This is a genomic window from Tamlana carrageenivorans (genome assembly GCF_002893765.1).
In the GTDB taxonomy this organism is placed as follows: Bacteria; Bacteroidota; Bacteroidia; order Flavobacteriales; family Flavobacteriaceae; genus Pseudotamlana; species Pseudotamlana carrageenivorans.
Map to the genome: position 1 here is coordinate 3358346 of NZ_CP025938.1, position 24411 is coordinate 3382756.

At 34.1% G+C, this 24411-nt stretch carries 22 protein-coding genes; 18 read left to right on the forward strand and 4 right to left on the reverse strand.

Annotation, left to right across the window (positions count from 1 at the left end; all coding sequences use genetic code 11):
• The first annotated feature begins 31 nt into the window (after window positions 1–31).
• The 10 genes from holA (at window position 32) to sppA (ending at window position 12098) form a co-directional block, all read left to right on the forward strand.
• Window positions 32–1036, forward strand: a complete 1005-nt coding sequence (gene holA, locus C1A40_RS14750; protein ID WP_102996558.1) for a DNA polymerase III subunit delta — start codon at window positions 32–34, stop codon at window positions 1034–1036.
• A gap of 12 nt (window positions 1037–1048) precedes the next feature.
• Window positions 1049–1714 (forward strand): uracil-DNA glycosylase, encoded by a 666-nt coding sequence (locus C1A40_RS14755; protein ID WP_102996559.1) that lies wholly within the window; start codon window positions 1049–1051, stop codon window positions 1712–1714.
• Between the two features lie 697 nt (window positions 1715–2411).
• Window positions 2412–3251, forward strand: a complete 840-nt coding sequence (locus C1A40_RS14765; RefSeq protein ID WP_102996561.1) for a 1,4-dihydroxy-2-naphthoyl-CoA synthase — start codon at window positions 2412–2414, stop codon at window positions 3249–3251.
• Complete coding sequence (gene menA, locus C1A40_RS14770; protein WP_102996562.1) at window positions 3251–4153, forward strand: 1,4-dihydroxy-2-naphthoate octaprenyltransferase; 903 nt, start codon at window positions 3251–3253, stop codon at window positions 4151–4153. Before C1A40_RS14765 ends, menA begins: the two co-directional genes overlap by 1 nt.
• Window positions 4154–4187: 34 nt before the next feature.
• The gene (locus tag C1A40_RS14775; protein WP_102996563.1) at window positions 4188–4865 is read left to right on the forward strand and encodes a metal-dependent hydrolase; all 678 of its coding nucleotides are present in this window, start codon (window positions 4188–4190) and stop codon (window positions 4863–4865) included.
• Between the two features lie 19 nt (window positions 4866–4884).
• Entirely contained in the window at window positions 4885–7206 is a 2322-nt protein-coding gene (locus C1A40_RS14780) for a patatin-like phospholipase family protein (protein ID WP_102996564.1), read from the forward strand.
• A gap of 5 nt (window positions 7207–7211) precedes the next feature.
• Window positions 7212–8246, forward strand: a complete 1035-nt coding sequence (locus C1A40_RS14785; RefSeq protein ID WP_199287717.1) for an o-succinylbenzoate synthase — start codon at window positions 7212–7214, stop codon at window positions 8244–8246.
• A gap of 6 nt (window positions 8247–8252) precedes the next feature.
• Entirely contained in the window at window positions 8253–9230 is a 978-nt protein-coding gene (locus C1A40_RS14790) for a CPBP family intramembrane glutamic endopeptidase (RefSeq protein WP_102996566.1), read from the forward strand.
• Window positions 9214–10284 carry an AMP-binding protein gene (locus C1A40_RS14795; protein ID WP_102996567.1) on the forward strand — a complete coding sequence of 357 codons (1071 nt, stop codon included), beginning with the start codon at window positions 9214–9216 and terminating at the stop codon, window positions 10282–10284. Before C1A40_RS14790 ends, C1A40_RS14795 begins: the two co-directional genes overlap by 17 nt.
• A gap of 50 nt (window positions 10285–10334) precedes the next feature.
• Window positions 10335–12098: a signal peptide peptidase SppA gene (gene sppA, locus C1A40_RS14800; RefSeq protein ID WP_102996568.1), complete on the forward strand. Its 1764-nt coding sequence runs from the start codon at window positions 10335–10337 to the stop codon at window positions 12096–12098.
• Window positions 12099–12226: 128 nt separating this feature from the next.
• On the opposite strand, the gene C1A40_RS14805 is transcribed toward sppA, so the two are convergent.
• Both C1A40_RS14805 and C1A40_RS14810 read right to left on the reverse strand, forming a co-directional pair.
• Complete coding sequence (locus C1A40_RS14805; RefSeq protein WP_102996569.1) at window positions 12227–12649, reverse strand: DoxX family protein; 423 nt, start codon at window positions 12647–12649, stop codon at window positions 12227–12229.
• A 69-nt stretch (window positions 12650–12718) separates the two neighbouring features.
• The gene (locus C1A40_RS14810; protein ID WP_102996570.1) at window positions 12719–14347 is read right to left on the reverse strand and encodes an acyl-CoA carboxylase subunit beta; all 1629 of its coding nucleotides are present in this window, start codon (window positions 14345–14347) and stop codon (window positions 12719–12721) included.
• Window positions 14348–14517: 170 nt separating this feature from the next.
• On the opposite strand from C1A40_RS14810, the gene C1A40_RS14815 reads away from it, so the two are divergent.
• Genes C1A40_RS14815 through C1A40_RS14825 form a run of 3 tightly spaced genes read left to right on the forward strand, consistent with a single transcriptional unit; the run spans window position 14518 to window position 16229 of the window.
• A complete protein-coding gene (locus C1A40_RS14815) occupies window positions 14518–15048 on the forward strand; it encodes an NADPH-dependent FMN reductase (protein WP_102996571.1) in 531 nt (176 codons plus the stop codon).
• 2 nt (window positions 15049–15050) lie between these two features.
• The gene (locus C1A40_RS14820) at window positions 15051–15488 is read left to right on the forward strand and encodes a MarR family winged helix-turn-helix transcriptional regulator (RefSeq protein WP_102996572.1); all 438 of its coding nucleotides are present in this window, start codon (window positions 15051–15053) and stop codon (window positions 15486–15488) included.
• Window positions 15489–15506: 18 nt separating this feature from the next.
• Window positions 15507–16229 (forward strand): pirin family protein, encoded by a 723-nt coding sequence (locus tag C1A40_RS14825; protein WP_102996573.1) that lies wholly within the window; start codon window positions 15507–15509, stop codon window positions 16227–16229.
• 88 nt (window positions 16230–16317) lie between these two features.
• Here C1A40_RS14825 and C1A40_RS14830 read toward each other — a convergent pair whose 3' ends face one another.
• Window positions 16318–17499, reverse strand: a complete 1182-nt coding sequence (locus C1A40_RS14830; RefSeq protein WP_102996574.1) for an MFS transporter — start codon at window positions 17497–17499, stop codon at window positions 16318–16320.
• Between the two features lie 424 nt (window positions 17500–17923).
• Between C1A40_RS14830 and C1A40_RS14835 the strand changes: the two genes are divergently transcribed.
• The 4 genes from C1A40_RS14835 (at window position 17924) to C1A40_RS14850 (ending at window position 22223) form a co-directional block, all read left to right on the forward strand.
• The gene (locus tag C1A40_RS14835; RefSeq protein ID WP_102996575.1) at window positions 17924–19381 is read left to right on the forward strand and encodes an MFS transporter; all 1458 of its coding nucleotides are present in this window, start codon (window positions 17924–17926) and stop codon (window positions 19379–19381) included.
• 277 nt (window positions 19382–19658) lie between these two features.
• Window positions 19659–19841: a CAL67264 family membrane protein gene (locus tag C1A40_RS14840; RefSeq protein WP_102996576.1), complete on the forward strand. Its 183-nt coding sequence runs from the start codon at window positions 19659–19661 to the stop codon at window positions 19839–19841.
• A gap of 30 nt (window positions 19842–19871) precedes the next feature.
• Window positions 19872–21563 carry an energy-dependent translational throttle protein EttA gene (gene ettA / locus C1A40_RS14845; RefSeq protein ID WP_102996577.1) on the forward strand — a complete coding sequence of 564 codons (1692 nt, stop codon included), beginning with the start codon at window positions 19872–19874 and terminating at the stop codon, window positions 21561–21563.
• Between the two features lie 75 nt (window positions 21564–21638).
• The gene (locus C1A40_RS14850; RefSeq protein WP_102996578.1) at window positions 21639–22223 is read left to right on the forward strand and encodes an NUDIX domain-containing protein; all 585 of its coding nucleotides are present in this window, start codon (window positions 21639–21641) and stop codon (window positions 22221–22223) included.
• Window positions 22224–22277: 54 nt separating this feature from the next.
• Here the strand turns inward: C1A40_RS14850 and C1A40_RS14855 are convergent, their stop codons facing one another.
• The gene (locus C1A40_RS14855) at window positions 22278–23297 is read right to left on the reverse strand and encodes a formimidoylglutamase (protein WP_102996579.1); all 1020 of its coding nucleotides are present in this window, start codon (window positions 23295–23297) and stop codon (window positions 22278–22280) included.
• A 106-nt stretch (window positions 23298–23403) separates the two neighbouring features.
• Between C1A40_RS14855 and C1A40_RS14860 the strand changes: the two genes are divergently transcribed.
• A complete protein-coding gene (locus tag C1A40_RS14860) occupies window positions 23404–24288 on the forward strand; it encodes a chromosome partitioning protein ParA (protein WP_102996580.1) in 885 nt (294 codons plus the stop codon).
• Window positions 24289–24411: the final 123 nt, after the last annotated feature.

Sequence of the window (24411 nt, forward strand, 5' to 3'; positions counted from 1 at the left end):
GTGTTATTTTTTAATCTGAAATCTTTTTAATTTGGACGAAGTCAAACAACTGGTAACCGATATAAAAAACGGCAATTTAAAACCCATTTATTTTTTAATGGGCGAGGAACCTTATTATATAGATAAGATTTCCGATTTTATTGAAAACTCAGTACTTTCTGAGGAAGAACGTGGTTTTAATCAAATGGTACTTTATGGTAGAGATGTTACGGTTGAAGATGTTGTAGGTCATGCCAAGCGATTTCCTATGATGGCAGAGTATCAAGTGGTGATTGTAAAGGAAGCTCAAGATTTATCACGTACTATTGAGAAATTTGCTAGTTATGCTGCCAACCCGCAGCCCACAACCATTTTGGTTGTTGACTATAAGTATAAAAAGCTAGATAAACGTAAAGCGCTTTATAAGGCCATTAATAAGGTTGGAGTTGTTTTCGAGAGTAAAAAACTTTACGAAAATCAAGTTTCCGATTGGATTAGACGTGTTTTGGCTTCAAAAAAATACACCATTACACCAAAAGCCGCTCAAATGCTTGTGGAATTTTTAGGCACCGATTTAAGTAAAATTAATAACGAACTTGAAAAGCTTCAAATTATTCTTCCTAAAGAAACTCAAATTACGCCTGAGCATATCGAAGAAAATATTGGTATAAGTAAAGATTATAACAATTTTGAATTACGAAAAGCGATTGGAGAACGTAATACACAGAAAACTTATAAAATTATAAAGTACTTTGGCGACAATCCCAAGGATAACCCTATGGTTGTAACCGTTTCTTTGCTGTTTAACTTTTTTTCTCAACTATTACACCTTCATGGTTTAAGCGATAAGTCACCAAGACATGTAGCTCAAGCTTTAAAGGTAAATCCTTATTACGTAAATGAATACCTCACAGCTGCAAAAAACTATCCGATGCGAAAAGTTAGTTCTGTAGTGGCCACTTTAAGAGAATTTGACGTGAAAAGTAAAGGAGTAGGTTCTAATGCGGTGCCTCAAGGCGATTTGTTAAAGGAGTTAATGGTTCGTATTTTAAATTAATACACTACTATAATGTATAATGAAATTCATAGCAGCTGGAAGCCTTATTTAGTAAATGAATTTGAGAAGCCTTACTTTCAAACATTAGAAGATTTTGTTGCTTCTGAATATAAAAACCATGCTTGTTATCCACCTAAAAATGAAATTTTCAATGCATTTGATGCCTGTCCTTTTGAAGATGTAAAAGTGGTTATTTTAGGACAAGATCCTTATCACGCATTCGGACAAGCCAATGGGTTGTGTTTCTCGGTAAATGATGGTGTAAAACATCCACCATCGTTAGTAAATATTTTTAAGGAAATTGAAACAGATTTAGACAAAGCTTATCCCATAACAGGTAATTTAGAACGTTGGGCCAAGCAAGGGGCATTACTTTTAAATGCAACGTTAACTGTTAGAGCCCATGAAGCGGGCAGTCATCAAAAAAAAGGTTGGGAGCACTTTACTGATGCTGTTATTAAAACAGTGAGTGATAAAAAAGAAAATGTGGTGTTTTTGCTTTGGGGTGGTTATGCGAAAAAAAAAGTTAAACTCATTGATGGTAAAAAACACAAGATTATTACTTCTGGGCATCCTTCTCCGTTAAGTGCCAATAGAGGTTATTGGTTTGGTAATAAATGTTTCAGTACTACCAATACCTACTTACATGACATTGGAAAAAAAGAAATTCAATGGTAATAAAGCGATTTAACGGGACACGTTGTTAACTTTAAAATTACCAAATTTAAGCGCATTTAAATATTAACTTCCGGTTGGAGCCAATCTTGGAGTTAAAGTTTTAACAATATATTCTGATTTTAATACAATGGGTTTTTCGTTGACTTTAGTGGATTTAATGGTTTTATTACAACTAAATTTTAACAACAATAGGTTAATAGTAACTAAAGAAGAAATGATGAGGGCGGCGGTTATTAGCATAAGTAATTGTTTATCAGTATGATACTCTGTTGGCAATTATTATATTAAATAAATAATTAACTGATGCAAATTTAACCAATAAAAGACTACAAGACAACGGGTTTTAAAGGCTGTTTTTTGTTTTTAGGGAAAATCTAAAATATAAGTTAAAAAATTAATATAATCTTAAAATGTTAAAGCTTTATTGAATATTAAGGCTTATTAGGTTTCTCGATTTTTCACTTTTAGCAGCGGCATCTAATAGTTTTTAGGTTAATTCAATTCGAATGATACCCCATTAGTGGAAAGTTAAAGATCAAGTTTTTTGGTTTTGAAAGTATATTTAAACAAAAAACAAGTTGTGACGAAATGAAAAGTACATTTGAAAGATGTAAATTAAATTTCAAAAAAGTCATTTTTAATTGGTGAGATAAGGGTTTTAAGGAAATAAAAATTATTTTTGGCCAAAATTTAAGTCATGGAAGAACCTAAATGGGTTACAGTAAAAGAATACACAGATATTACCTATAAAAAATGTGATGGTGTGGCTAGAATTGCATTTAACAGACCAAATGTTCGAAATGCATTCCGGCCAAAAACGACAAGCGAATTATACGATGCTTTTTATGATGCTAATGAGGATATAAACATTGGTGTCGTGTTGTTGTCAGCCGAAGGCCCTTCAACAAAAGACGGCGTTTATTCTTTTTGTAGTGGCGGCGATCAAAAGGCTAGAGGACACCAAGGATATGTTGGAGAAGATGGCTACCACCGATTAAATATTTTAGAAGTGCAACGATTAATTCGTTTTATGCCTAAAGCAGTTATAGCCGTAGTTCCTGGTTGGGCTGTTGGTGGCGGACACAGTTTGCATGTGGTATGTGATTTAACTTTAGCGAGTAAAGAGCACGCTATTTTTAAACAAACTGATGCCGATGTTACCAGTTTTGATGGCGGTTACGGTTCAGCTTATTTGGCCAAAATGGTCGGACAGAAAAAAGCACGTGAAATCTTTTTCCTAGGAAGGAACTATTCGGCACAAGAAGCTTTTGAAATGGGTATGGTAAATGCCGTTATTCCTCATGATGAATTAGAAAGTACCGCTTATGAGTGGGCTCAAGAAATACTAGCGAAATCTCCAACCTCTATAAAAATGTTGAAATTTGCCATGAATTTAACCGATGACGGCATGGTAGGACAACAAGTTTTTGCTGGAGAAGCAACACGGTTAGCCTACATGACCGATGAAGCCGTGGAAGGAAGAAATGCTTTCCTAGAAAAGCGTAAGCCTAATTTTAACAAAAAATGGATTCCATAATGGGGAACTTTTCCACGTGGATTTCCGCGATGCGTTTAAGAACGCTTCCTTTATCGGTATCAGGTATCATTTTAGCTTCTTTTCTGGCTAAACACGATCAAGTTTTTAATTGGGGTATTTGCATTATAGCCATTTTAACTACCCTGAGTTTACAAATACTTTCAAATTTTGCTAATGATTATGGCGATGGTATTAAGGGTACAGATAATGATGATAGAATTGGTCCGCAACGCGCCATTCAATCCGGTAAAATCACTCCGAAACAATTATTAAACGCCATTATCATTACGGTTATTATAACCTTGTTTTTAGCGATTTTATTAATTTTTGTAGCCTTTGGATCAGAGTATTTTGTGTTGTCTTTAACCTTTTTAGTTTTAGGCATAGCAGCTGTAGTTGCCGCAATTCGATACACCGTAGGAAGCAGTGCTTTCGGTTATAAAGGTCTTGGCGACGTGTTTGTTTTTATTTTCTTCGGCTTGGTGAGTGTTATTGGTTGCTATGTGCTGTATGCAAAAACCGTGAATTTTATCACCGTTTTACCAGCTATTACTATGGGACTATTAAGTACAGGGGTTCTGAATTTGAATAATATGAGAGATCGTATATCAGATGAAAAATCAAATAAAATAACACTTGCTGTTAAATTAGGTGCTAAAAATGCGAAAAGATATCATTATGTATTAATTATATCAGCTATAGTGCTTTCCTTTTTATTCGGAGTAATATATTTTGATTCTTTATATAACTTTATTTACTTGATTGCTTACATTCCATTATTTATCCATTTAAAAACAGTGCATAATAATGTAGAATTAAAATTATTAGACCCAGAATTAAAGAAATTAGCATTAACTACAGTACTATTAGCATTGTTAATGGGAATCGGTCAATTGTTGTAGATTTTTTGTAATTTAATCTTCTAAATTTTATAAGATGAAAATAACGTTTTATGGACACGCTAGTTTAGGTATTGAAGTGAATGATGTACATATTCTTGTGGATCCTTTTATTACAGCAAATCCAAAAGCTTCTAGTGTTAATATCGAAACGCTTAAAGCCGATTATATTTTAGTAACACACGCCCATCAAGATCATATTGTAGATGTTGAAGCTATTGCAAAACGTACAGGAGCTGTAGTGGTTTCAAACTTCGAAATTGTAAGCTATTATGAGAAACTTGGTATTGAAGGGCACCCTATGAATCATGGAGGTAAATGGGATTTTGAATTTGGTACTGTTAAATACGTAAACGCGATCCATACATCCTCTTTTCCAGATGGTAGTTATGGCGGACAACCAGGTGGGTTTGTTATTGAAGGTGAACGTAAAAATATTTATATAGCAGGAGATACAGCGCTTACCTATGATATGAAACTTATTCCCCTTCAAACGACATTAGATCTAGCTATTTTGCCTATTGGCGATAATTTTACCATGGGTATAGAAGATGCTATAATAGCTAGTGATTTTATAGAATGCGATAAAGTAATGGGGTATCATTACGATACTTTTGGATACATAGAAATAGATCATGAAAACGCTAAACGTAAATTCTTTGAAAAAAATAAAGATTTAATGCTATTAGAAATAGGAGAATTTATAGAGTTATAGTCCATTAACTAAGCCCCATATGTGTCGGAAAATAAAATTCATTTGCCTTTTATTTGTACTAGTTTTTATTCAATTACCTTCAAATGCACAAGATAAAAAACCTAAAGTAGCTTTGGTTTTAAGTGGAGGAGGCGCTAAAGGTGTTGCTCATATTCCTGTTTTACAAAAATTAGATTCCTTAGGTATTGTTCCAGATTTAGTTGTGGGAACTAGTATGGGGAGTGTAGTTGGAGGTTTATACTCCATGGGCTATTCAGGTAATGATATTGCTACAATATTGAATAAATTGGATTGGACAAACCTTTTAGGAGGTAGAGTTACTTTAGCTAGAGTTGGAAACGAAGAAAAAAGTGAATTTGATAATTATTTAGTTGGCTTAAATTGGCAGAATAAAAAACCAACTATTAGTACAGGTTTATTAAATGATCAAAACCTTCGTGAACTTCTTGCGCTTTTAACTTACCCTGTTTATGGGGTACATGATTTTGATAAATTACCTATTCCATATCGTGCCATAGCAACCGATATTGTTCATGGAAATGAAGTCGTAATAAAAGGAGGTTCCTTATTAACGGCTATGCGAGCCAGTATGTCCATTCCCTCTGTTTTTAAGCCTGTAGAATATGAAGAAACCTTACTGGTTGACGGAGGTGTTTTAAACAATTTTCCAACAGATATTGCCAAAAACTTAGGGGCAGATATCATTATTGGTAGTGATGTTGGAGGGGGATTAAAACCTAAGGATCAATTAAATAGTATAACCACTATTCTGTTTCAAACTAGTATGTTGGTGAGTAGCATGAAAAATCCCGAAAATAGAAAGTTATGTGATGTGTTAGTTAACCATACACCTAATTTGACATATTCAACAGGTGATTTTAATAAAAGTAGTTTTATTTACGAAGAAGGTAAAATAGCTACAAACGAACAAACTGATGCGCTAAAGGAATTGGCAGAAAAGTTAAAAACTTTCGAGCAAAGAAAACCAAAAGTACCTGAAGTACCTGAGGAATTTATGCTAGATACTGTTGTTTATAAAGGAATAAGTAAAGGAAGCTTAAACCTAGTAAAATCTCGAATAAATTTTGAAAGCAATACCAATTATACGCCAAAAGAAATTGTAGCAGGTATTGATAGAGCTATGGGAACCAATCTGTTTAATCAAATAGTTGTTGTACCTAAAGTGAAAGATGGTGTTTTAGGTCTAGAAATAAATGGCGTTGAAAATTCAAAATATCAGGTTAAATTAGCATTACATTACGATACTTATAGAGGCTTAGGAGCAATACTTAACTATACGGGTAGAAACTTACTAGGAAATGCTTCTAGGTCATTGTTTACATTGGATATTGCCGAGCAACCTAAACTTCTACTTCAGCATCAAAAAATATTTGGTGAGCAACATATGTGGTGGTGGCGCGCAGAAATGTTATGGCTTAAACTTAAACAAAAGGTATATTCTGATGGCTATGGGGTAAATGGTATCAACAATAGTACGTTTCAATTTGAATATGAATTTAACCGCAACATTATTCCTAATAAAAGTTATTTTGGTTTTTCAGGCTTATCTAAGAGGTTAAAGTTAGATCCGAAAATACCTGTAAGCAAAGGTTCGGATACCTTGATTATAGATTATTATAAATTTAATAATGTTTTAGTTGATGTGCATTTTAATTACAATAGTTTCGAGGAAGTGTTTTATTGTAAAAGAGGCACTTTATTACATGCGTCCTTAGGGCAATCTCTGTTGCATAAGGTAGACGAAGCTTATACTAATTATCAAGAAAAAATTGACGGTAGTACAAATAGTTATACGAATGCCATCATTAGATATGAACGGCGAATTCCAATTAAACCTGCTTTAACAGCGGTAATTAACGCAAAAGGCGCTTTTACTTTTGAGCAATCTAAAAGATCTAATGAGCTTAGTTTTGATGAGTATGGCTACGGAGGAAAGTTTTTTATTGGCGGTGATTTAAATCGTGGATTGTATAATACGTTTACTTTTAATGGTTTAAATGAAGATGAGCTTTCAGCAACCCAATTTATGGCTTTAAGCTTAGGGCTTCAGTATAATGTGATTAATAAGGTTTATGTGAAACCACATGTCAGTTTAGGCTCTGTAGGTTTTAAAGGCTTTACTGATTTTACAGATACTGCTTTATCACCTAAAGGTTCGTGGTCGGAAGCAACCGATCCAAGTGCCTTGATTTCCGCGGGTTCTACATTTTCATACAGATCACTATTTGGACCTATTAATTTAGACGTTTCTTGGGTAAATGATTTAAACCAATTTCGAGTGTTTTTAGGAATTGGATTTCAATTTGGAAGATTTAATTAATCATAATGCTAGCAAAATATCATAAGTACATTCTAGATTTTAAGCAAGCCAGTGGCACTTCGCGAGGTATACTTCGAAAAAAGGAAACATGGTTTATTGTTTTACAAGAAAATAATAAACAAGGTATAGGAGAATGTGGTGTATTTCGAGGTTTAAGTGTTGATGATGTCCCCAATTATGAAGACGTTTTAAAATGGACTTGTGAGCATATTCATCTAGGTCTCGAGGCGCTATTAAAGAAACTTTATAATTTTCCATCCATTCAATTTGGATTAGAAATGGCTTTTCAATCCTTACAAAGCATAACTCCATTTGAATTATTGCCTTCTAAGTTTACACAAGGAAAAATGGGCATTCCTATTAACGGATTGATTTGGATGGGTGATGAAAGCTTCATGAAAGCCCAAATTAAATCAAAAATTGAAGCCGGATTTTCATGTATAAAGATGAAAATTGGTGCTATTAACTTCGAAACTGAAATCGACCTTTTAAAATCTATAAGAAAAGAATTTTCATCAAATGATATCGAATTACGCGTAGATGCCAACGGTGCATTTCAACCTTCAGAAGCCCTAGAAAAATTAAAAGTTTTGTCTGAATTAGATTTGCATTCCATTGAACAACCCATAAAACAAGGTCAGCTAGATGATATGGCCCATTTATGTGAAAAAACACCCTTGCCTATTGCTTTAGATGAAGAATTAATAGGTGTGTTTTCTGTAACAAAGAAAAAGGAATTGCTACAAACGATTAAACCGCAGTACATCATTTTAAAACCAAGTTTAATTGGTGGTTTTGGAGGAAGTACAGATTGGATAGCTACCGCTGAAAAGCAAAATATAAATTGGTGGATTACTAGTGCTTTAGAGAGTAATGTAGGGTTAAATGCCATAGCTCAATTTACATTTAAACTTCATAGTAATTTGCCTCAAGGTTTAGGTACTGGTGGGTTGTTTACCAATAATTTCGAGAGCCCTTTGCAGGTAAATCGTGGTACGTTGGTGTATAATAGCGACTTAAGTTGGAACCTTAAATTATAAATTGGAATGTATATAGAACAAGCTTTTAAAGGATTATACGACTGGTGGCGCTATATTATTGGTGTGTTTATTATATTTTGTTCATGGCAAATTATCGGTATGATTCCTTTAGGTATTGCAGTGGCCTACAAAGTAATAAGATATGGTGGTGATCCTGCGATTTCTAACGCTCAGGATATTATGCTGTTACTAGGTAGCAATCTATTTCTGTTTGTTATGCTTATTGCATTCTCTATTGGTTTAATTGGTGTTTTTATAAGCTCGAAATACTTACATCAACTCCCCATAAAAAAATTAACCACAGTAAGAAAAAAAATAGACTGGTCGCGCTTCTGGTTTACATTTGTGCTTTGGGGAATGGTTTCAGTAAGTTTTATTTTTATGGACTATTTTATATATCCAGAAGAGTTTCGATGGAATTTTCAACTAAAACCATTCTTAATACTTTGTGCTATAGCGGTAGTTTTTATTCCATTACAAACGAGTTTTGAAGAATACTTTTTTAGAGGGTATTTAATGCAAGGTTTTGGAATGATTTTTAGAAACCGATGGATGCCTTTACTAATAACCTCTGTAGGCTTTGGATTAATGCATTTGGCAAATCCAGAGGTAGAACAATTGGGGTATATTATTATGATTTACTACATAGGAACGGGCTTTTTTTTGGGAATAATGACGCTCATGGACGACGGACTGGAACTGGCCTTAGGCTTTCATGCGGCCAATAATTTATTTACAGCACTTTTAGTTTCAGCAGATTGGACAGCCTTTCAAACCAACTCTTTGTTTAAAGATTTATCAGACCCTACAGAAATGGGATTTATGGAAATATTTGTTCCTGTTTTTATTGTGTATCCAGCGTTACTTTTCGTATTTTCCAAAAAATATAAATGGACCGATTGGAAAGGTAAACTGACCGGGAAATTAATAGAACCAAAAATTGAAAATAATATAAATTTGAATAGTTATGATGCCGAATTATAGAAATGTTCACAACAAGTTTAAGTTAGATAATGTAAGTTATAAACATGAAGATTTAATGGAAGTAGCTTATAGCTATGTGAAGGAAGGCTTGCCGTTTCAGCAAGAATTAGGTAATTTTTTATTAGACTGGTTAGATGATTATGATTATGTTGAAGTACAGACATCGGGATCTACAGGTAAACCTAAAAAATTAAAAATAAAGAAACAAGCCATGGTAAATTCAGCTATTGCTACCGGCGATTTCTTTAACTTAAAACCAGGTTATAAAGTACTACATTGTTTGCCTTCAAACTTTATTGCTGGTAAAATGACCATAGTAAGAGCAATCATTTTAGGTTTGGAATTGGATATGGTACAACCTTCTGCTTTTCCAAGAATTGATTATGAAAAGGATTATGATTTTTGCGCCTTTACACCAATGCAACTTAAAAATTTTGCTAAAGATTTAGAAAGTATTAAAGCAGTAATAGTAGGTGGAGGCATGGTTTCAAAACATATTGTCGATTTAATTCAAGATAAAAAACCGGTGGTTTATGAAACTTATGGTATGACAGAAACCGTTTCACATATTGCTGTGAGAAAACTTAATCATTTAGAAAAATCTGAAAAAGTATCATATTTTAAAACCTTACCCAATATCACTATTTCAACCGATGAAAGAGATTGTTTGGTCATTAATGCACCAGCCATTTCAGATGAAACAATTGTAACCAATGATATTGTAAAAATACATTCAACAAACAGTTTTGAATGGTTAGGACGTTACGATAACGTGGTGAATTCTGGAGGTATTAAATTGTATCCAGAGCAAATCGAACGTAAACTTCAAAGTAAAATAAATACTGATTTTTTTATTACCTCTAAGCCCGATGATACTTTAGGTGAAAAACTTGTATTGGTGATTCAAAGTGATTCAAATGATTTAGAACCAGCAGTTTTTGAAGGTTTAGGTAAATATGAAAAACCAAAAGAAATTATTAATGTTTCTAAGTTTGTAGAAACCACTTCGGGGAAAATTCACCGCCAAAGAACTTTAGACTCGGTTAAATCGTAATATTTTGTAACGAACCACTTTTTTTTAATACTAATTAGGAAACATTTTTTATGAGCTTTTTTAAACGTGTGTTATCAACATTAACAGGCATTATATTATTTTGCACGTTATGTGTTATCGGATTAATAATTATTGGTGTTATTGCAGGATCTACTTCTAGTGATACCGTTAAAATCAAACCAAATTCAGTATTAAATTTAAAATTAGATTTTCCAATTAAGGATTACGCCGGAAAGATTGAATTTAAACAGTATTCGTTTTTAAATGAAGCTAAAAAAAATGGTTTATTTAATATTATAGATGCGATAAATTATGCGGCTACCGACGATAATATTAAAGGAATTTCTATAGATAACAATTTTGTTGATGCCGGAATAACTCAAGTTAAAGCCTTGCGAGGCGCTTTGTTAAAGTTTAAAGAATCAGGGAAGTTTATTGTGGCTTACGCCGATGTTTTTTCTCAAAAAGATTATTACTTAAGCTCTGTGGCAGATACCATCTACATCAACCCAGCAGGAATGATGGAGTTTAAAGGTTTGTATTCCGAGCGTTTGTATTTTAAAGATTTTCAAGAGAAATCGGGGGTTAAAATGGAAGTAGTACGTTTAGGGAAGTATAAAAGTGCTGTAGAACCATTTTTAAGTAATGAAATGAGTGACAACAACAGGGAACAAATCTCAGTGTATTTAAATGCGCTTTGGCAAGATATTAAACAAGACATTTCGGTAACCAGAAATGTGCCTGTAGATCAACTTAATCGTATTGCTGATAGTTTGTTAGCTAGAACACCTAAATTGGCAAAAGCTTCTGGACTTGTAGATAAAATAGCCTATCATGATGAATATGTTCATGGGATGAAGCAAGCCATCGGGGTAGAGGCAAAAAAAACGCTTGAAATGGTTTCAATTTTAGATTACTCAAATTATGCGTCGTCTAAAATTAGAGATTATTCGGCAAAAGATAGAATAGCGGTAATCTATGCTCAAGGAGACATCATGTATGGTGAAGGTGATGAAAATACCATTGGTCAAGGTTCTATGAATGCTTCACTTAAAAAAGCACGTGAAGATGAAAAAGTAAAAGCTGTTGTGTTAAGAATTAACTCTCCAGGGGGATCGGCACTGGCTAGTGAACTTATTTGGAGAGAAATTGAACTGACTAAACAAGTTAAACCTGTTATTGTTTCTATGGGTGATCTGGCCGCATCGGGTGGTTATTACATTGCCTCGAATGCTCATAAAATTATAGCTGAGCCTACTACGATTACAGGAAGTATAGGCGTTTTTGGTATGTTACCTAATGGAAAACAATTGGCTGAAAACATGGGGATTAATGCCGAGCAAGTGATTACCAATGCCAATGCAGTAACTTATAGCTTTTTTGAACCTTTAAGTGATGCTCAACGCCATTATATTAAGGAAGGTATTATTGATATTTATGATTTGTTTTCTACACGTGTTTCAGATGGAAGAAATTTAACGAGAGAACAAGTAGAAGAAATAGCACAAGGAAGGGTTTGGACTGGGTCTGATGCCATTAAAATTGGGTTGGTAGACGAACTTGGTGGTTTAGATCTGGCTCTTAAACGGGCTGCTGAAGCTGCTAATATTGATAGTTATAGAATTAATGAATTTCCTGTATTTGAAAAAGATCTGGATAAAATCCTTCGAAAATTTGGTTTGGTTAAAGCTAAAGAAACCATTTTAGAAGAAGAATTAGGTGCAGAAAACTATAAGCTTTTAAAAGAAATTAAAGCTTTAACCGATAAAAAAGGTGTACAATTGTTGTTTCCGTTTAGTACGGAAATTAAATAATAAAGTTATTTGATTCTATAATAATTCTAAGCTATTAAATATAGACATAGAATTATTATAGAATTTTTTATGTGAATGAAGTTCTGTAAAGGTTGAAAAATCTATTCTTGGAAAATGCTACCCTCAAATTATTGCTGCATTTTAAAATAATAATCTGCTGAATGTCTTCCCGAACCGTAAACTAAAAAGAAGCTACATACTAATAGTGCCGAAATAGCTACAATTAGGTTGTTTACATGCATTTCTCCAACAAAATTAATAAGTATGGCTCCTATTAAAATAGGGAGCTGTGCGATAATGGCCCAACGGGTTAGGAGTCCGAAGGCAATGAGCACGCCACCAATAAAATGAGCAGGTGCAATATAATGCAATACAAGCATGCCGCCTGCAAAGTTCTCAATAGGTTTAAAGAGCCCCATGAGCAACTCGGTATGCGTCATAAAGTTGATGCCTTTAAAAAAAAGAAATACCCCCAAGCCAACGCGAACCATATCTAAAGGCAGATACGTGTGTGTATTAGCCCATTTGTTTAATGATTTTATAGTATCCATGACTGAAGTTATTGATTATCAGTTAATAAGATACGAAATATTACTTGAATTTAAAAATAAAACCCTTTGTTAAACTTGCAGAACACCTAAATTAAAGGCTTTTTCAATAGGCGCGTGGTTTGCTGCTTCTATACCCATACTTACCCAAGTTCTAGTATCTAACGGATTAATAATTCCATCGGTCCAAATTCTAGCTGCAGCATAGTATGGCGACACCTGATTATCATAGCGGTCTTTAATTTTATTGAATAATTCTGCTTCTTTTTCAGGCGTTATCTTTTCTCCTGATTTTTCTAAAGAAGCTTTTTCTATTTGTAATAATACTTTTGCGGCCGAATTACCACTCATTACTGCTAGTTCTGCACTGGGCCAAGCTGCTATTAATCGAGGGTCGTAGGCTTTTCCACACATGGCATAGTTACCTGCGCCATAGCTATTACCGATGATAATGGTAAATTTGGGCACAACCGAATTACTTACTGCATTTACCATTTTAGCACCATCTTTAATAATACCACTATGCTCACTTTTACTACCAACCATAAATCCAGTAACATCTTGTAAAAACACTAAAGGAATTTTCTTTTGGTTACAGTTTGCTATAAAACGCGTGGCTTTATCGGCGCTATCATTGTAAATAACACCTCCAAATTGCATTTCACCCTTTTTGGTTTTAACTAGTTTTCGCTGATTAGCTACGATACCAACTGCCCAGCCGTCTATTCTAGCATAACAGGTAATTATGGTTTGTCCGTAACCCGCTTTATATTCATCGTATTCGGAGTTGTCAACTAAACGCTTGATAACCTCATACATATCATATTGATCGGCTCTAGATTTTGGAATAATTCCAAATAAATCTTCTGGATTTTCTAAAGGATTTTTCGCTTCAATACGATTAAAACCAGCTTTATCATAATCACCAATCTTACCTACAATATTTTTTATGGTATTTAAAGCATCTTCGTCATCTTTAGCCTTATAATCGGTAACTCCAGATATCTCACAATGGGTAGTTGCGCCGCCTAAAGTTTCATTGTCGATGGATTCTCCAATCGCAGCTTTAACTAAATAACTTCCGGCAAGGAAAATACTGCCCGTTTTATCCACAATTATAGATTCATCACTCATAATAGGTAAATAGGCACCACCAGCCACACAGCTTCCCATAATGGCAGCTATTTGGGTAATACCCATACTACTCATAATCGCATTGTTTCTAAATATGCGTCCGAAATGCTCTTTATCAGGGAATATCTCATCCTGCAAAGGGAGATAAACGCCTGCAGAATCAACTAAATAAATAATCGGCAATTTGTTTTCTATGGCAATTTCTTGTGCCCTAAGATTCTTTTTTCCTGTAATAGGAAACCAGGCACCAGCTTTCACAGTCGCATCATTAGCAACCACAACACATTGTTTGCCTTTTATGTATCCTATTTTTACCACAACGCCGCCAGAAGGGCATCCACCGTGCTCTTCGTACATGTCTTCACCTGCAAAGGCAGCAATTTCAATGGCTTTAGATTTTTCATCTAATAAATAGTCAATACGCTCTCTAGCCGTCATTTTACCTTGACTATGTAGTTTTTCAATGCGTTTTTTTCCGCCGCCAAGGCTAACTTTTATTAAGCGTTGGTTAAGGTCGGAGAGTAAAAGTTTATTGTGATCTTCGTTTTTATTGAAGTTAAGATCCATAATGTGTTTGATTATTAAGCTAAGCACAAAAATAGCTATTCTAGCTTAATGTTTACAAGGAAATTGTGTGATCCTTAATTTGTCATATTTTTTCACATATTTTACATGGAAATATATTCCTTGGAATATAAATTAATTTTACTTAGCTTTGTATCATAAATAAAATACATATGAAAAATATAATCGCATTCGCAGGAAGCAATAGTAAAACATCTATAAATAAGCAATTAGCTGTTTACGCTTCAAGTTTATTGAAAAACGTAGAGGTTAATATTTTAGATTTAAATGATTTTGAATTGCCGCTTTATGGTGTCGATTTAGAATCAGAAATAGGGATTCCAGATAGGGCTCATGACTTTTTAAAATTAATTAAGCATACAGATGGTATTATTTTATCGCTTGCAGAACATAACGGAGCCTATTCCACAGCGTTTAAAAATTTATTCGATTGGATGACACGTATTGAAAGTAAAACGTTTTACGGTAAACCCATGTTGCTTTTAGCCACTTCACCAGGAGGTAGAGGAGGACAGTCGGTTTTGGAAATTGCTTCAGGAAGGTTTCCTTTTCATAATGCCCAGATTGTAGAGACTTTTTCATTGCCTTTTTTTGGCGAACACTTTGCTGATAATCAAATAACCGATATGGGTTTTAATGCCGATTTAAAGAAAAAAGTAGAAACTTTTCAAAATGCATTATAATTATGGGAGATATTTCAAAGGATATTCAATCTAAATTCGCTAATGCTAAAGTAAAAGCATTGCTTAATATAATTTATACAGCAAATTGGATAAATAGCCATCAAAATGAATTTTTTAAACCTTTTGGAATTTCACCCCAGCAATTTAATATTTTAAGAATTTTAAGAGGCGCACGAAAGCCTATTAGTGTACAAGCTATTAAAGAACGGATGTTAGAGCGTGCACCTAATGCCACGCGTTTAATGGATAAATTATGTACTAAAAAATTAATAAATAGGTTGCCGTGCCCAGGGGATAGACGGGTAGTTCATATTGAAATAACCGATGAAGGTCTGTCCTTATTGGATGAAATTTCTAAGGATTTTAAAGAAGACCTGCTGGTAAATCTTACCGAAGCAGAGGCTATACAGTTAAGTGATTTACTAGATAAAATAAGATAAATAGAAAGAATAAATAAGATGAAAACAGTTATTCATAAAGCAGATAGTCGTGGTTTTGCAAACCATGGTTGGTTACAAGCCAATCATTCATTTAGTTTTGCAAACTTTTATAATCCTGAAAAAAGTAATTTTGGGGCGCTTCGTGTACTTAATGATGATGTAATAGCACCTAAAATGGGCTTTGGAACACATCCTCATGATAACATGGAAATCATTACCATTCCTTTAAAGGGGATATTAAAACATAGAGATTCCATGCATAATTCTTGGGAATCTGTGCTTCCTGGAGAAGTGCAGGTGATGTCGGCAGGAACTGGCATTCAGCATTCCGAAATTAATGGGTCTGAAGAGGAACATTTAGGATTGTTCCAAATCTGGATTATGCCAAATCAGGAACAAGTTGAACCACGTTACGATCAAAAGGCATTCAAAGAAGCGGATAGGAAAAATAAACTTCAACTATTGGTGTCTTCTATGGATGATGAAAGCGAAAACATATTGAAGATTCATCAAGACGCTAAAATATCGCGTATAGATTTGGATGCAGGTGTGATATTTAATTACGAGTTAAAAGGATTTCAACACGGCGTTTATGTCATGGTGGTTTATGGTAAAGTGGCTTTTAGTGATGTAGTACTTGAATCTAGAGATGCTATTGGTATCAGTGAAACAGCATCTTTTTCCGCGGAAGCGAAAGAAGATACGTCGTTACTATTTATTGAAGTACCGATGCAGTTTTAAATATATAAACTGATTGAAATACAATACATCACAAATGCATTAAAATATAATGAATTTGTGATGTGTTTTTTGAAGTCATTTCAGCTAATTAATCGCAGACAAGATTTAAGTTTTTGCGATTTACTTGTTTCTTCCTTAAGAAAATAATTCCAACTGCTATAAAAACGCCTATGCCTGCCATTACTGCACCAACCCAATCTGCAGAGGTGTAACCGTATCCCATAGCAATGGGAAGTCCTGCGAAATATGCTCCCGAAGCATTTCCAATATTAAATGCACTTTGATTTATTGACGACCCCAAGGTTTCAGAACCTTTTGAAGCATTGATTATAGCCACTTGAATTGGCGTTGATAAACAAAATGTAACCGCTCCAATAATAAAAGTCATCACTAAAACAAATATTTTATCTGAAGCCAAAAAGGTATTTAGTATTAAAGATATAACCATGAAAATTAATGTGATAATGATAGCATGAATAGGGGAGTATTTTTCTGCTAATTTCGCGCCAAGAAAATTCCCAATAACCATGCCTAGACCAGCTAAAATCATTGCTATCGATACCATGTTGTCTGGATGACCGGCAACTTCAGTAATTAATGGGGCAATATAACTATACCACGCAAAGAATCCTCCGGTACCAATAGTGGTAAGTAAAATGATAAGCCATAATTCTAAGCGTTTAAAAATTTTTAATTCCTTTAAGAATGTGACTTCAGAAGATTTTTTTAAAATTGGTATCCAAAAATGAACGCTTAAAACTGCTAGAACGCCTACTATGCCAACCATATAAAACGAGACATGCCAACTAAAGTGCTTACCAAGGTATGTGCCTAAAGGCACGCCAAAAAGGTTTGCAAATGTTAAGCCGCTAAACATGATGGCAATTCCTTGGGCTTCTTTTCCAGGTTTAGATAATTTGCCAGCAACAACAGCGCCAATTCCATAAAAAGCACCGTGGGGTAAACCAGAAAGAAACCTTAAAATTAATAAAGAGTTGTAGCCATTGGCAAAGGTTGAAAGTGTGTTAAGCACCGTAAACCAGATCATTAGAGCAAGTAGAGCTTTGTTCGCACGCCATTTGCTACCTAATATTGTAAGCACAGGAGCGCCAATAACAACACCAAGGGCATACGCCGAAATAAAATGTCCTGCTTTAGGAATGCTAATGTCTAAAGCAGTAGCTACCTCTGGCAGAATCCCCATTATTACAAATTCTGTTAAACCGATGCCAAAACCTCCTATGGCTAACGATAATAAAGCTTTATTCATTTTGTTAAGCTTACATTTAAATGAAGACACAAAGTAAACTGGAAATAATATTTAATTTTTTTCTAAAACAATTTAAATAAAGCTAATTATAAAACTGAGAATTTTTTGATCCAAAAATTGGATAATTTTAACTAATAATGAATGCTTTTATTAATTTGATAACCACAAAGGGAGTGGTTTTAGAAAAAAATGTAAAAAATACCCTAAAATTTTTTGTCTGAGTTTCTGGATTTTATTTTTTGATCTAAATAACTGTATAAATGTTAATTAGCCTATAATCTTGTTGTTACAATATCAAAGTTATTTTTTACAAATTAATGTAATCGATAACATTTTTCATGAAACTATTAGTTTTTGTCGCAAAACAACTCTAAATTTACCGAGTAAAACAACTATTTTAATAAGATAAAAATTTAATTTATTTATGAAAACAACTCATGTTACAGGGAAAAAGTCCAATTACAGATGGACAATTGTAGCAATGCTGTTCATGGCTACCACAGTAAATTACTTGGACAGACAGGTGCTTTCTCTAACTTGGAAAGATTTTATTGCCCCCGAATTTCATTGGACGGACAATGATTATGGAACAATTACCGCTTTATTCTCACTTTTTTATGCGATAAGTCTTCTGTTTGCAGGCCGGTTAGTAGATTGGTTAGATACTAAAAAAGGGTTTATGTGGGCTATTGGTGTTTGGTCGTTAGGAGCCGTATTACACGCTTTTTGTGGCATTGCTAGTTCAGGAATTTTAACAGGTAATTGGTTAGTAGGATTTGAAAGTGCTAGTCATCATATCAGTACTGTTGAAGATATTTCTAAAGTGATTAACGTGAGTGTTACATTATTTATATTTGCACGTTTGGTTTTAGCCGTTGGTGAAGCAGGGAATTTCCCCGCAGCCATTAAAGCTACTGCCGAGTTCTTTCCTAAAAAAGACCGTGCTTATGCTACAAGTATTTTTAATGCTGGAGCAACTGTGGGTGCCTTGGCTGCCCCGCTTGTGATTCCTGTATTAGCTAAATACTTCGGCTGGGAATCAGCTTTTATCGTTATTGGAGCTTTAGGTTTCATTTGGATGGGATGGTGGCAATTTGGGTATCATAAACCTGAAGTTCACCCTAAAGTAAATAAAGAAGAGTTAGTTTATATTACACAAGACAATGAAGACGCTAAGCTTGAAGAAAATGATGGCGCTACCAAAAATAAAGTGTCTTTTAAGCAATTAGCAAAATACAAACAAACTTGGGCCTTTGCATTCGGTAAATTTATGACCGATGGGGTTTGGTGGTTCTATTTATTCTGGACTCCAGCTTATTTAAGTTCAGTATATGGCATGGAATCTTCAGATCCAGAAGCACAATTCGCTTTATTTATATTATATGGTATCACCTTATTATCTATAATTGGTGGTTGGTTACCAACCTATTTTGTGGATAAAAAAGGGATGAACCCCTATGCTGGCAGAATGAAATCCATGTTAATTTTCGCATTTTTCCCGCTATTAGCTGTTGTAGCTCAGCCTTTAGGACATGTAACGTATTGGTTTCCTGTAATTATTATTGGTATAGCAGGTGCGGCACACCAAGCTTGGTCTGCAAATATTTTCACAACGGTTGGTGATATGTTCCCAAAATCCGCCATTGCAACGGTAACGGGTATTGGTGGCCTAGCTGGTGGTTTAGGTTCAACACTAATTAATAAAGGGTCAGGTATGTTGTTTGACTTCTCAGCTAACAATGATCTGAACTTTTTAGGATTTAAAGGTATAGAAGCTGGGTATTTTATCATTTTTACAATTTGTGCCTTTGCATACTTAATAGGATGGATTGTAATGAAAACCCTAGTGCCAAGGTACGAGCCTATTACAGATTTAGAATAGTCTAATTTAGGATAACAATTAATAGCAACTATATAAATGAGATTTCTTGAAAAAGGAGTCTCATTTTTTTCTGGTTAAAATGAGAAAATCTTGGTTGAAGTGATAATCTTCATAATATTTACTAAAAATTACTGTTAAAAATACGATATTTGCTACTTCACTTCTGGAAAGCACAGCTAGGTGTTTTCCTTGTTTTTATTAAATGATAACTATTACTATAACTATAACGGTTGGTGATTTTTAAATGAAGCTAAACGTATTAACAAGAAATTAAATTATGGCAATGAATAAAAACACGGTTTTAGCGTGGGCAACATGGATTATGATAATTGTAGGATTGGCATTAATTGCACTTGGTGCTTTTAGATATAACGACGTAGCAGGTTGGGGATTTGCGGCTGTAGGCATTGGATTTTTTTCTGTAGCTTGGGTGTTTAATGCTTTAAAAGGACGTGTATAATCGATATTAATACAGAAAATTACTTTTACTATGAGTGACGATAAAAAAATTATTTTTTCAATGTCTGGGGTGACCAAGACATTTCAAAGTGCAAATACACCTGTACTTAAAAACATATATTTAAGCTTTTTCTATGGTGCTAAAATTGGGATTTTAGGTCTTAATGGTTCAGGAAAATCAACTCTTTTAAAGATTATCGCTGGCGTAGATAAAAATTACCAAGGTGATGTGGTTTTTTCTCAAGATTATTCGGTAGGCTACTTAGAGCAGGAACCTAAATTAGATGATGATAAAACAGTCATGGAAGTGGTGCGTGAAGGCGCTGCAGAAACGGTAGCAATTCTTGATGAATACAACAAGATTAACGATAGTTTCGGATTGGAAGAGGTGTATTCAGATCCAGATAAAATGGAGAAACTTATGGCCCGCCAAGCGGTGCTGCAAGATCAAATTGACGCGGCAAATGCCTGGGAATTGGATACCAAATTAGAAATTGCCATGGATGCTCTAAGAACCCCAGAAGGCGATAAAAAAATAGGGGTATTGTCTGGTGGTGAAAAGCGACGTGTTGCTTTATGTCGTTTACTTTTAAAAGAACCAGATGTTTTACTTTTAGATGAACCTACTAACCACTTGGATGCCGAATCTGTGCATTGGTTAGAACATCACTTAGCGCAGTATAAAGGAACTGTGATTGCTGTAACGCACGATAGATACTTTCTAGATAATGTGGCTGGGTGGATTTTAGAATTGGATCGAGGAGAAGGTATTCCTTGGAAAGGAAACTATTCATCTTGGTTAGATCAAAAATCTAAACGTATGGCTCAAGAAGGTAAAGCGGCTTCTAAGCGTCAGAAAACATTAGAGCGCGAGTTGGAATGGGTGAAACAAGGCGCTAAAGGACGTCAAACGAAACAAAAGGCACGTTTAAAGAATTACGATAAATTATTAAGCCAAGACCAAAAGCAACTTGATGAAAAGCTTGAAATCTATATTCCAAATGGACCACGTTTAGGAACCAATGTGATTGAAGCAAAGGGTGTAGCCAAGGGTTATGGCGATAAATTATTATACGACAATTTAAATTTCAACCTACCTCAAGCTGGAATTGTTGGTATTATTGGTCCGAATGGAGCAGGTAAGACCACTATTTTTAGAATGATTATGGGGGAAGAAACTCCTGATAAAGGAGAGTTCACCGTTGGAGAAACGGCTAAAATCGCATACGTAGATCAGAGTCACTCCAATATTGATCCAGAAAAAACCATTTGGCAAAATTTTAGCGACGAGCAAGAATTAGTGATGATGGGTGGAAAACAAGTGAATTCAAGAGCATATTTAAGTCGTTTTAACTTTTCCGGAAGTGAACAAAATAAAAAAGTAAGTTTACTATCTGGTGGAGAACGTAACCGTCTGCATTTAGCCATGACTTTAAAGGAAGAAGGAAACGTTTTATTATTGGATGAGCCAACCAACGATTTGGATGTAAATACCTTAAGAGCCTTAGAGGAAGGTTTGGAAAACTTTGCCGGATGTGCCGTAGTGATTTCGCACGACAGATGGTTCTTAGATAGAATTTGTACTCATATTTTAGCTTTTGAAGGCGATTCTCAAGTGTATTTCTTTGAAGGCTCTTTTTCAGAATATGAGGAAAACAAGAAAAGTAGACTAGGAGGGGACTTAATGCCTAAACGTATAAAATATAGAAAATTAGTAAGATAGTTTTAAAAAGCGCTCACTGTAAAGTGGGCGTTTTTTATGTCAATTTGTTTTAGACTAGAAAGATTTTAATTAAAAATGAGAGACCATAAAATTAAAAATATTGAAAGCAGCTTGCTTTCGGACAACTATTACATTCTTAAAAAATTCAGTTTTGATTACTTAATGTCTAGTGGAAAATGGGTGAATCAAATGCGAGAAGTTTACGATCGTGGTGATGGTGCCGGTATTCTTCTTTATAATACATTAAAAAAGACCGTTATTTTAACAAAACAATTTAGAATGCCAACCTATTTAAATGAAAATCCAGATGGTATGTTGGTTGAAATATGTGCTGGTATGTTGGATAAAGATAATCCAGAAGCATGTGTTATTCGTGAAACTGAAGAAGAGGTCGGTTATAGACTGAAAGCGGTTAAAAAAGTGTTTGAAGCTTATTCTTCACCTGGTGTTATGACTGAAAAAATGCATTTTTTTATCGGTGAATATACCGATGATATGAAAGTGAGTTCAGGTGGAGGTTTAGAAGAAGAACATGAAGATATAGAGGTTTTAGAAATTCCCTTTTCGGAGGCTATTGATATGTTAAATCAGGGTGATATTCACGACACAAGAACCATTGTTTTATTGCAATACGCTCAAATTCATAAACTTTTAGACTAATTAAAAGGTTGAATTTTTAATATAATTAGATTTTTAAAGTAATGAAATGATACCTCAATTTGAAGCGGCTCTTATAAAATCGGTAATGAGGTAAGTAAGTAATTTTCCTACCAGTGCGCCTTTCTTTTTGGTGGTATCGGCTTCACATAAATGAAGATATACGGCATTTTCTTCTATTGCAAAATTATGTAGAAATTGTCTTGTTTTGGTCACGCTAAATCCACTTGGAGTCATAGCACTACTGGCTATGTTTTCAATAGCATCACAATCGATTTCTATACCAAAAGGTGCTTCACAAATAAATAAGGCTGCTCGTTTTAATTCTTTTCGGAACTTTAATTCATTTCTTATTTCTAAGGCTTCAAAAGTATTATACTTAATGTTTTTGGAATCGTTTAGTGTTTTTAAAATACCTTTAGATGAATAGTTTTCATGTAAACCAAAAACAAAGTAATGATTCAAAAAGCCTTCCGCGGAAGCGTAACTAAAACCATTTCCGCTATGACGGCCTTCTTCTGATCTAAAATCGGAATGCGCATCTAAATTAATCGCATTTACAGGACGTCCCAAAGCCAAACTAGCACCTTTAAGGTTGCCATATGCGTTATTGTGTCCACCACCAATAATAATGGGTTTTTTTCCTGCTAAAACAATTTGATAAACCAGGTGAGAGACATATTGATCTATTTTTTCGACTAAATTTCTAGCCTTTGTAATATCTTTCTTTTTAGATGCATTTAATTTATTTAGTGTTTCTAATTCTGAGCTAAAATCTAAATGCCCTAGTATTAAAACGCGTTCGGCCTTAGTATATACATTACTCTGTATGTTTAACAGTACAGATAAGGTAGATTCCCATGTTTTTGAGGCGCCCATTTGACCATAATTTGCAAAAACACCTATATCCTCAGGAAGTCCTATGATAACAAAATCAACATCCAAAGTTAAAAGTTGTTCGTATATATTAGTGACGCGTGGCAACATTTTAACATGTTGACCAAACTTGGATTCACCCAAACGTTTGTTTAATAACTTGTTACATGTAGCGGTGTTAAATAAAACCAGTTTATCCATGATAAGTGAAATTTGAATATTAAAAATACATCATAAAAATTTTATAACCCAAAAAACAAAATTTAAAAATTACGTTTAACTTTAATGAAATTAAATCAACAAAATTATGGAAAATAACAAAACTAGTTCTGGATTAAAAATTGCTTTAGGTATCGCCATTGTTTTATTTTTAGGCACCGCATTTTACACCATGAACCTTTATAAGCAGTCTAATGACGATAAAAAGGAATTGGCTGAACAAAAACAATTAGTGATGAATGATTTAAACGCCATGGCAAAACAATATGACGAGGCGATTAGCGAAAGTGAAATCACTAATAATAACTTAATTGAAGCTAGAGGTCGAATTCAAGGATTAATAGATTCTTTAAAAATTTCTGAAACTAATGTGAAAAGTTTGTGGAGATACAAGCAGAAATATGTTTCTCTTCAGAAGGAAATGGATGCTATTTTAGCTCAAAACGATTCGCTTAGAATTGAAAACTCATACTTAGCAACATCATTAGATAGCACACGTGTTCGTTTAGAAGAACGTACCGTATTTACCGATTCATTATTAGTACAAAATAATGCCTTGGCTGAAGTTGTAGAGAATGCTTCAATTCTAAATACTATAGATTTAAAAGGCTCTGGGGTTATAGAAAGAACTTCAGGAAAAGTTATTCCTACCGAGCGCGCAAGAAGAGCAGATAAAATTCGCGTGTGTTTTACAGTAGCTAAAAATGCCTTAGTTCAGGCGGGCGATCAGGAGTTATACGTTCAAGTTATCGACCCTAAAAACAATACATTAGGACTTAACGAACAGGTGGAATTTGCCGGTAAAATTTTTAATTATAGTATTATTAGTAAGTTTAACTATGAAAATGCTAATTTAAATATATGTGAATTTGTTGATATCAAGGGCGATTCTAATTTTGAGAAAGGACGTTATATTGTTAATGTTTACAACCAAAAGGATTTAGTTTCTACAACAGAATTCACCTTGAAATAATAAAATATAAACACTCAAAGTAGCTAAAAACCTCAAATGCTAAGTTTGAGGTTTTTTTATACCTGGATTTGATATTATTTAATTTTACATATATTTAGTCCAACTTAATAGCAATATGTTGCT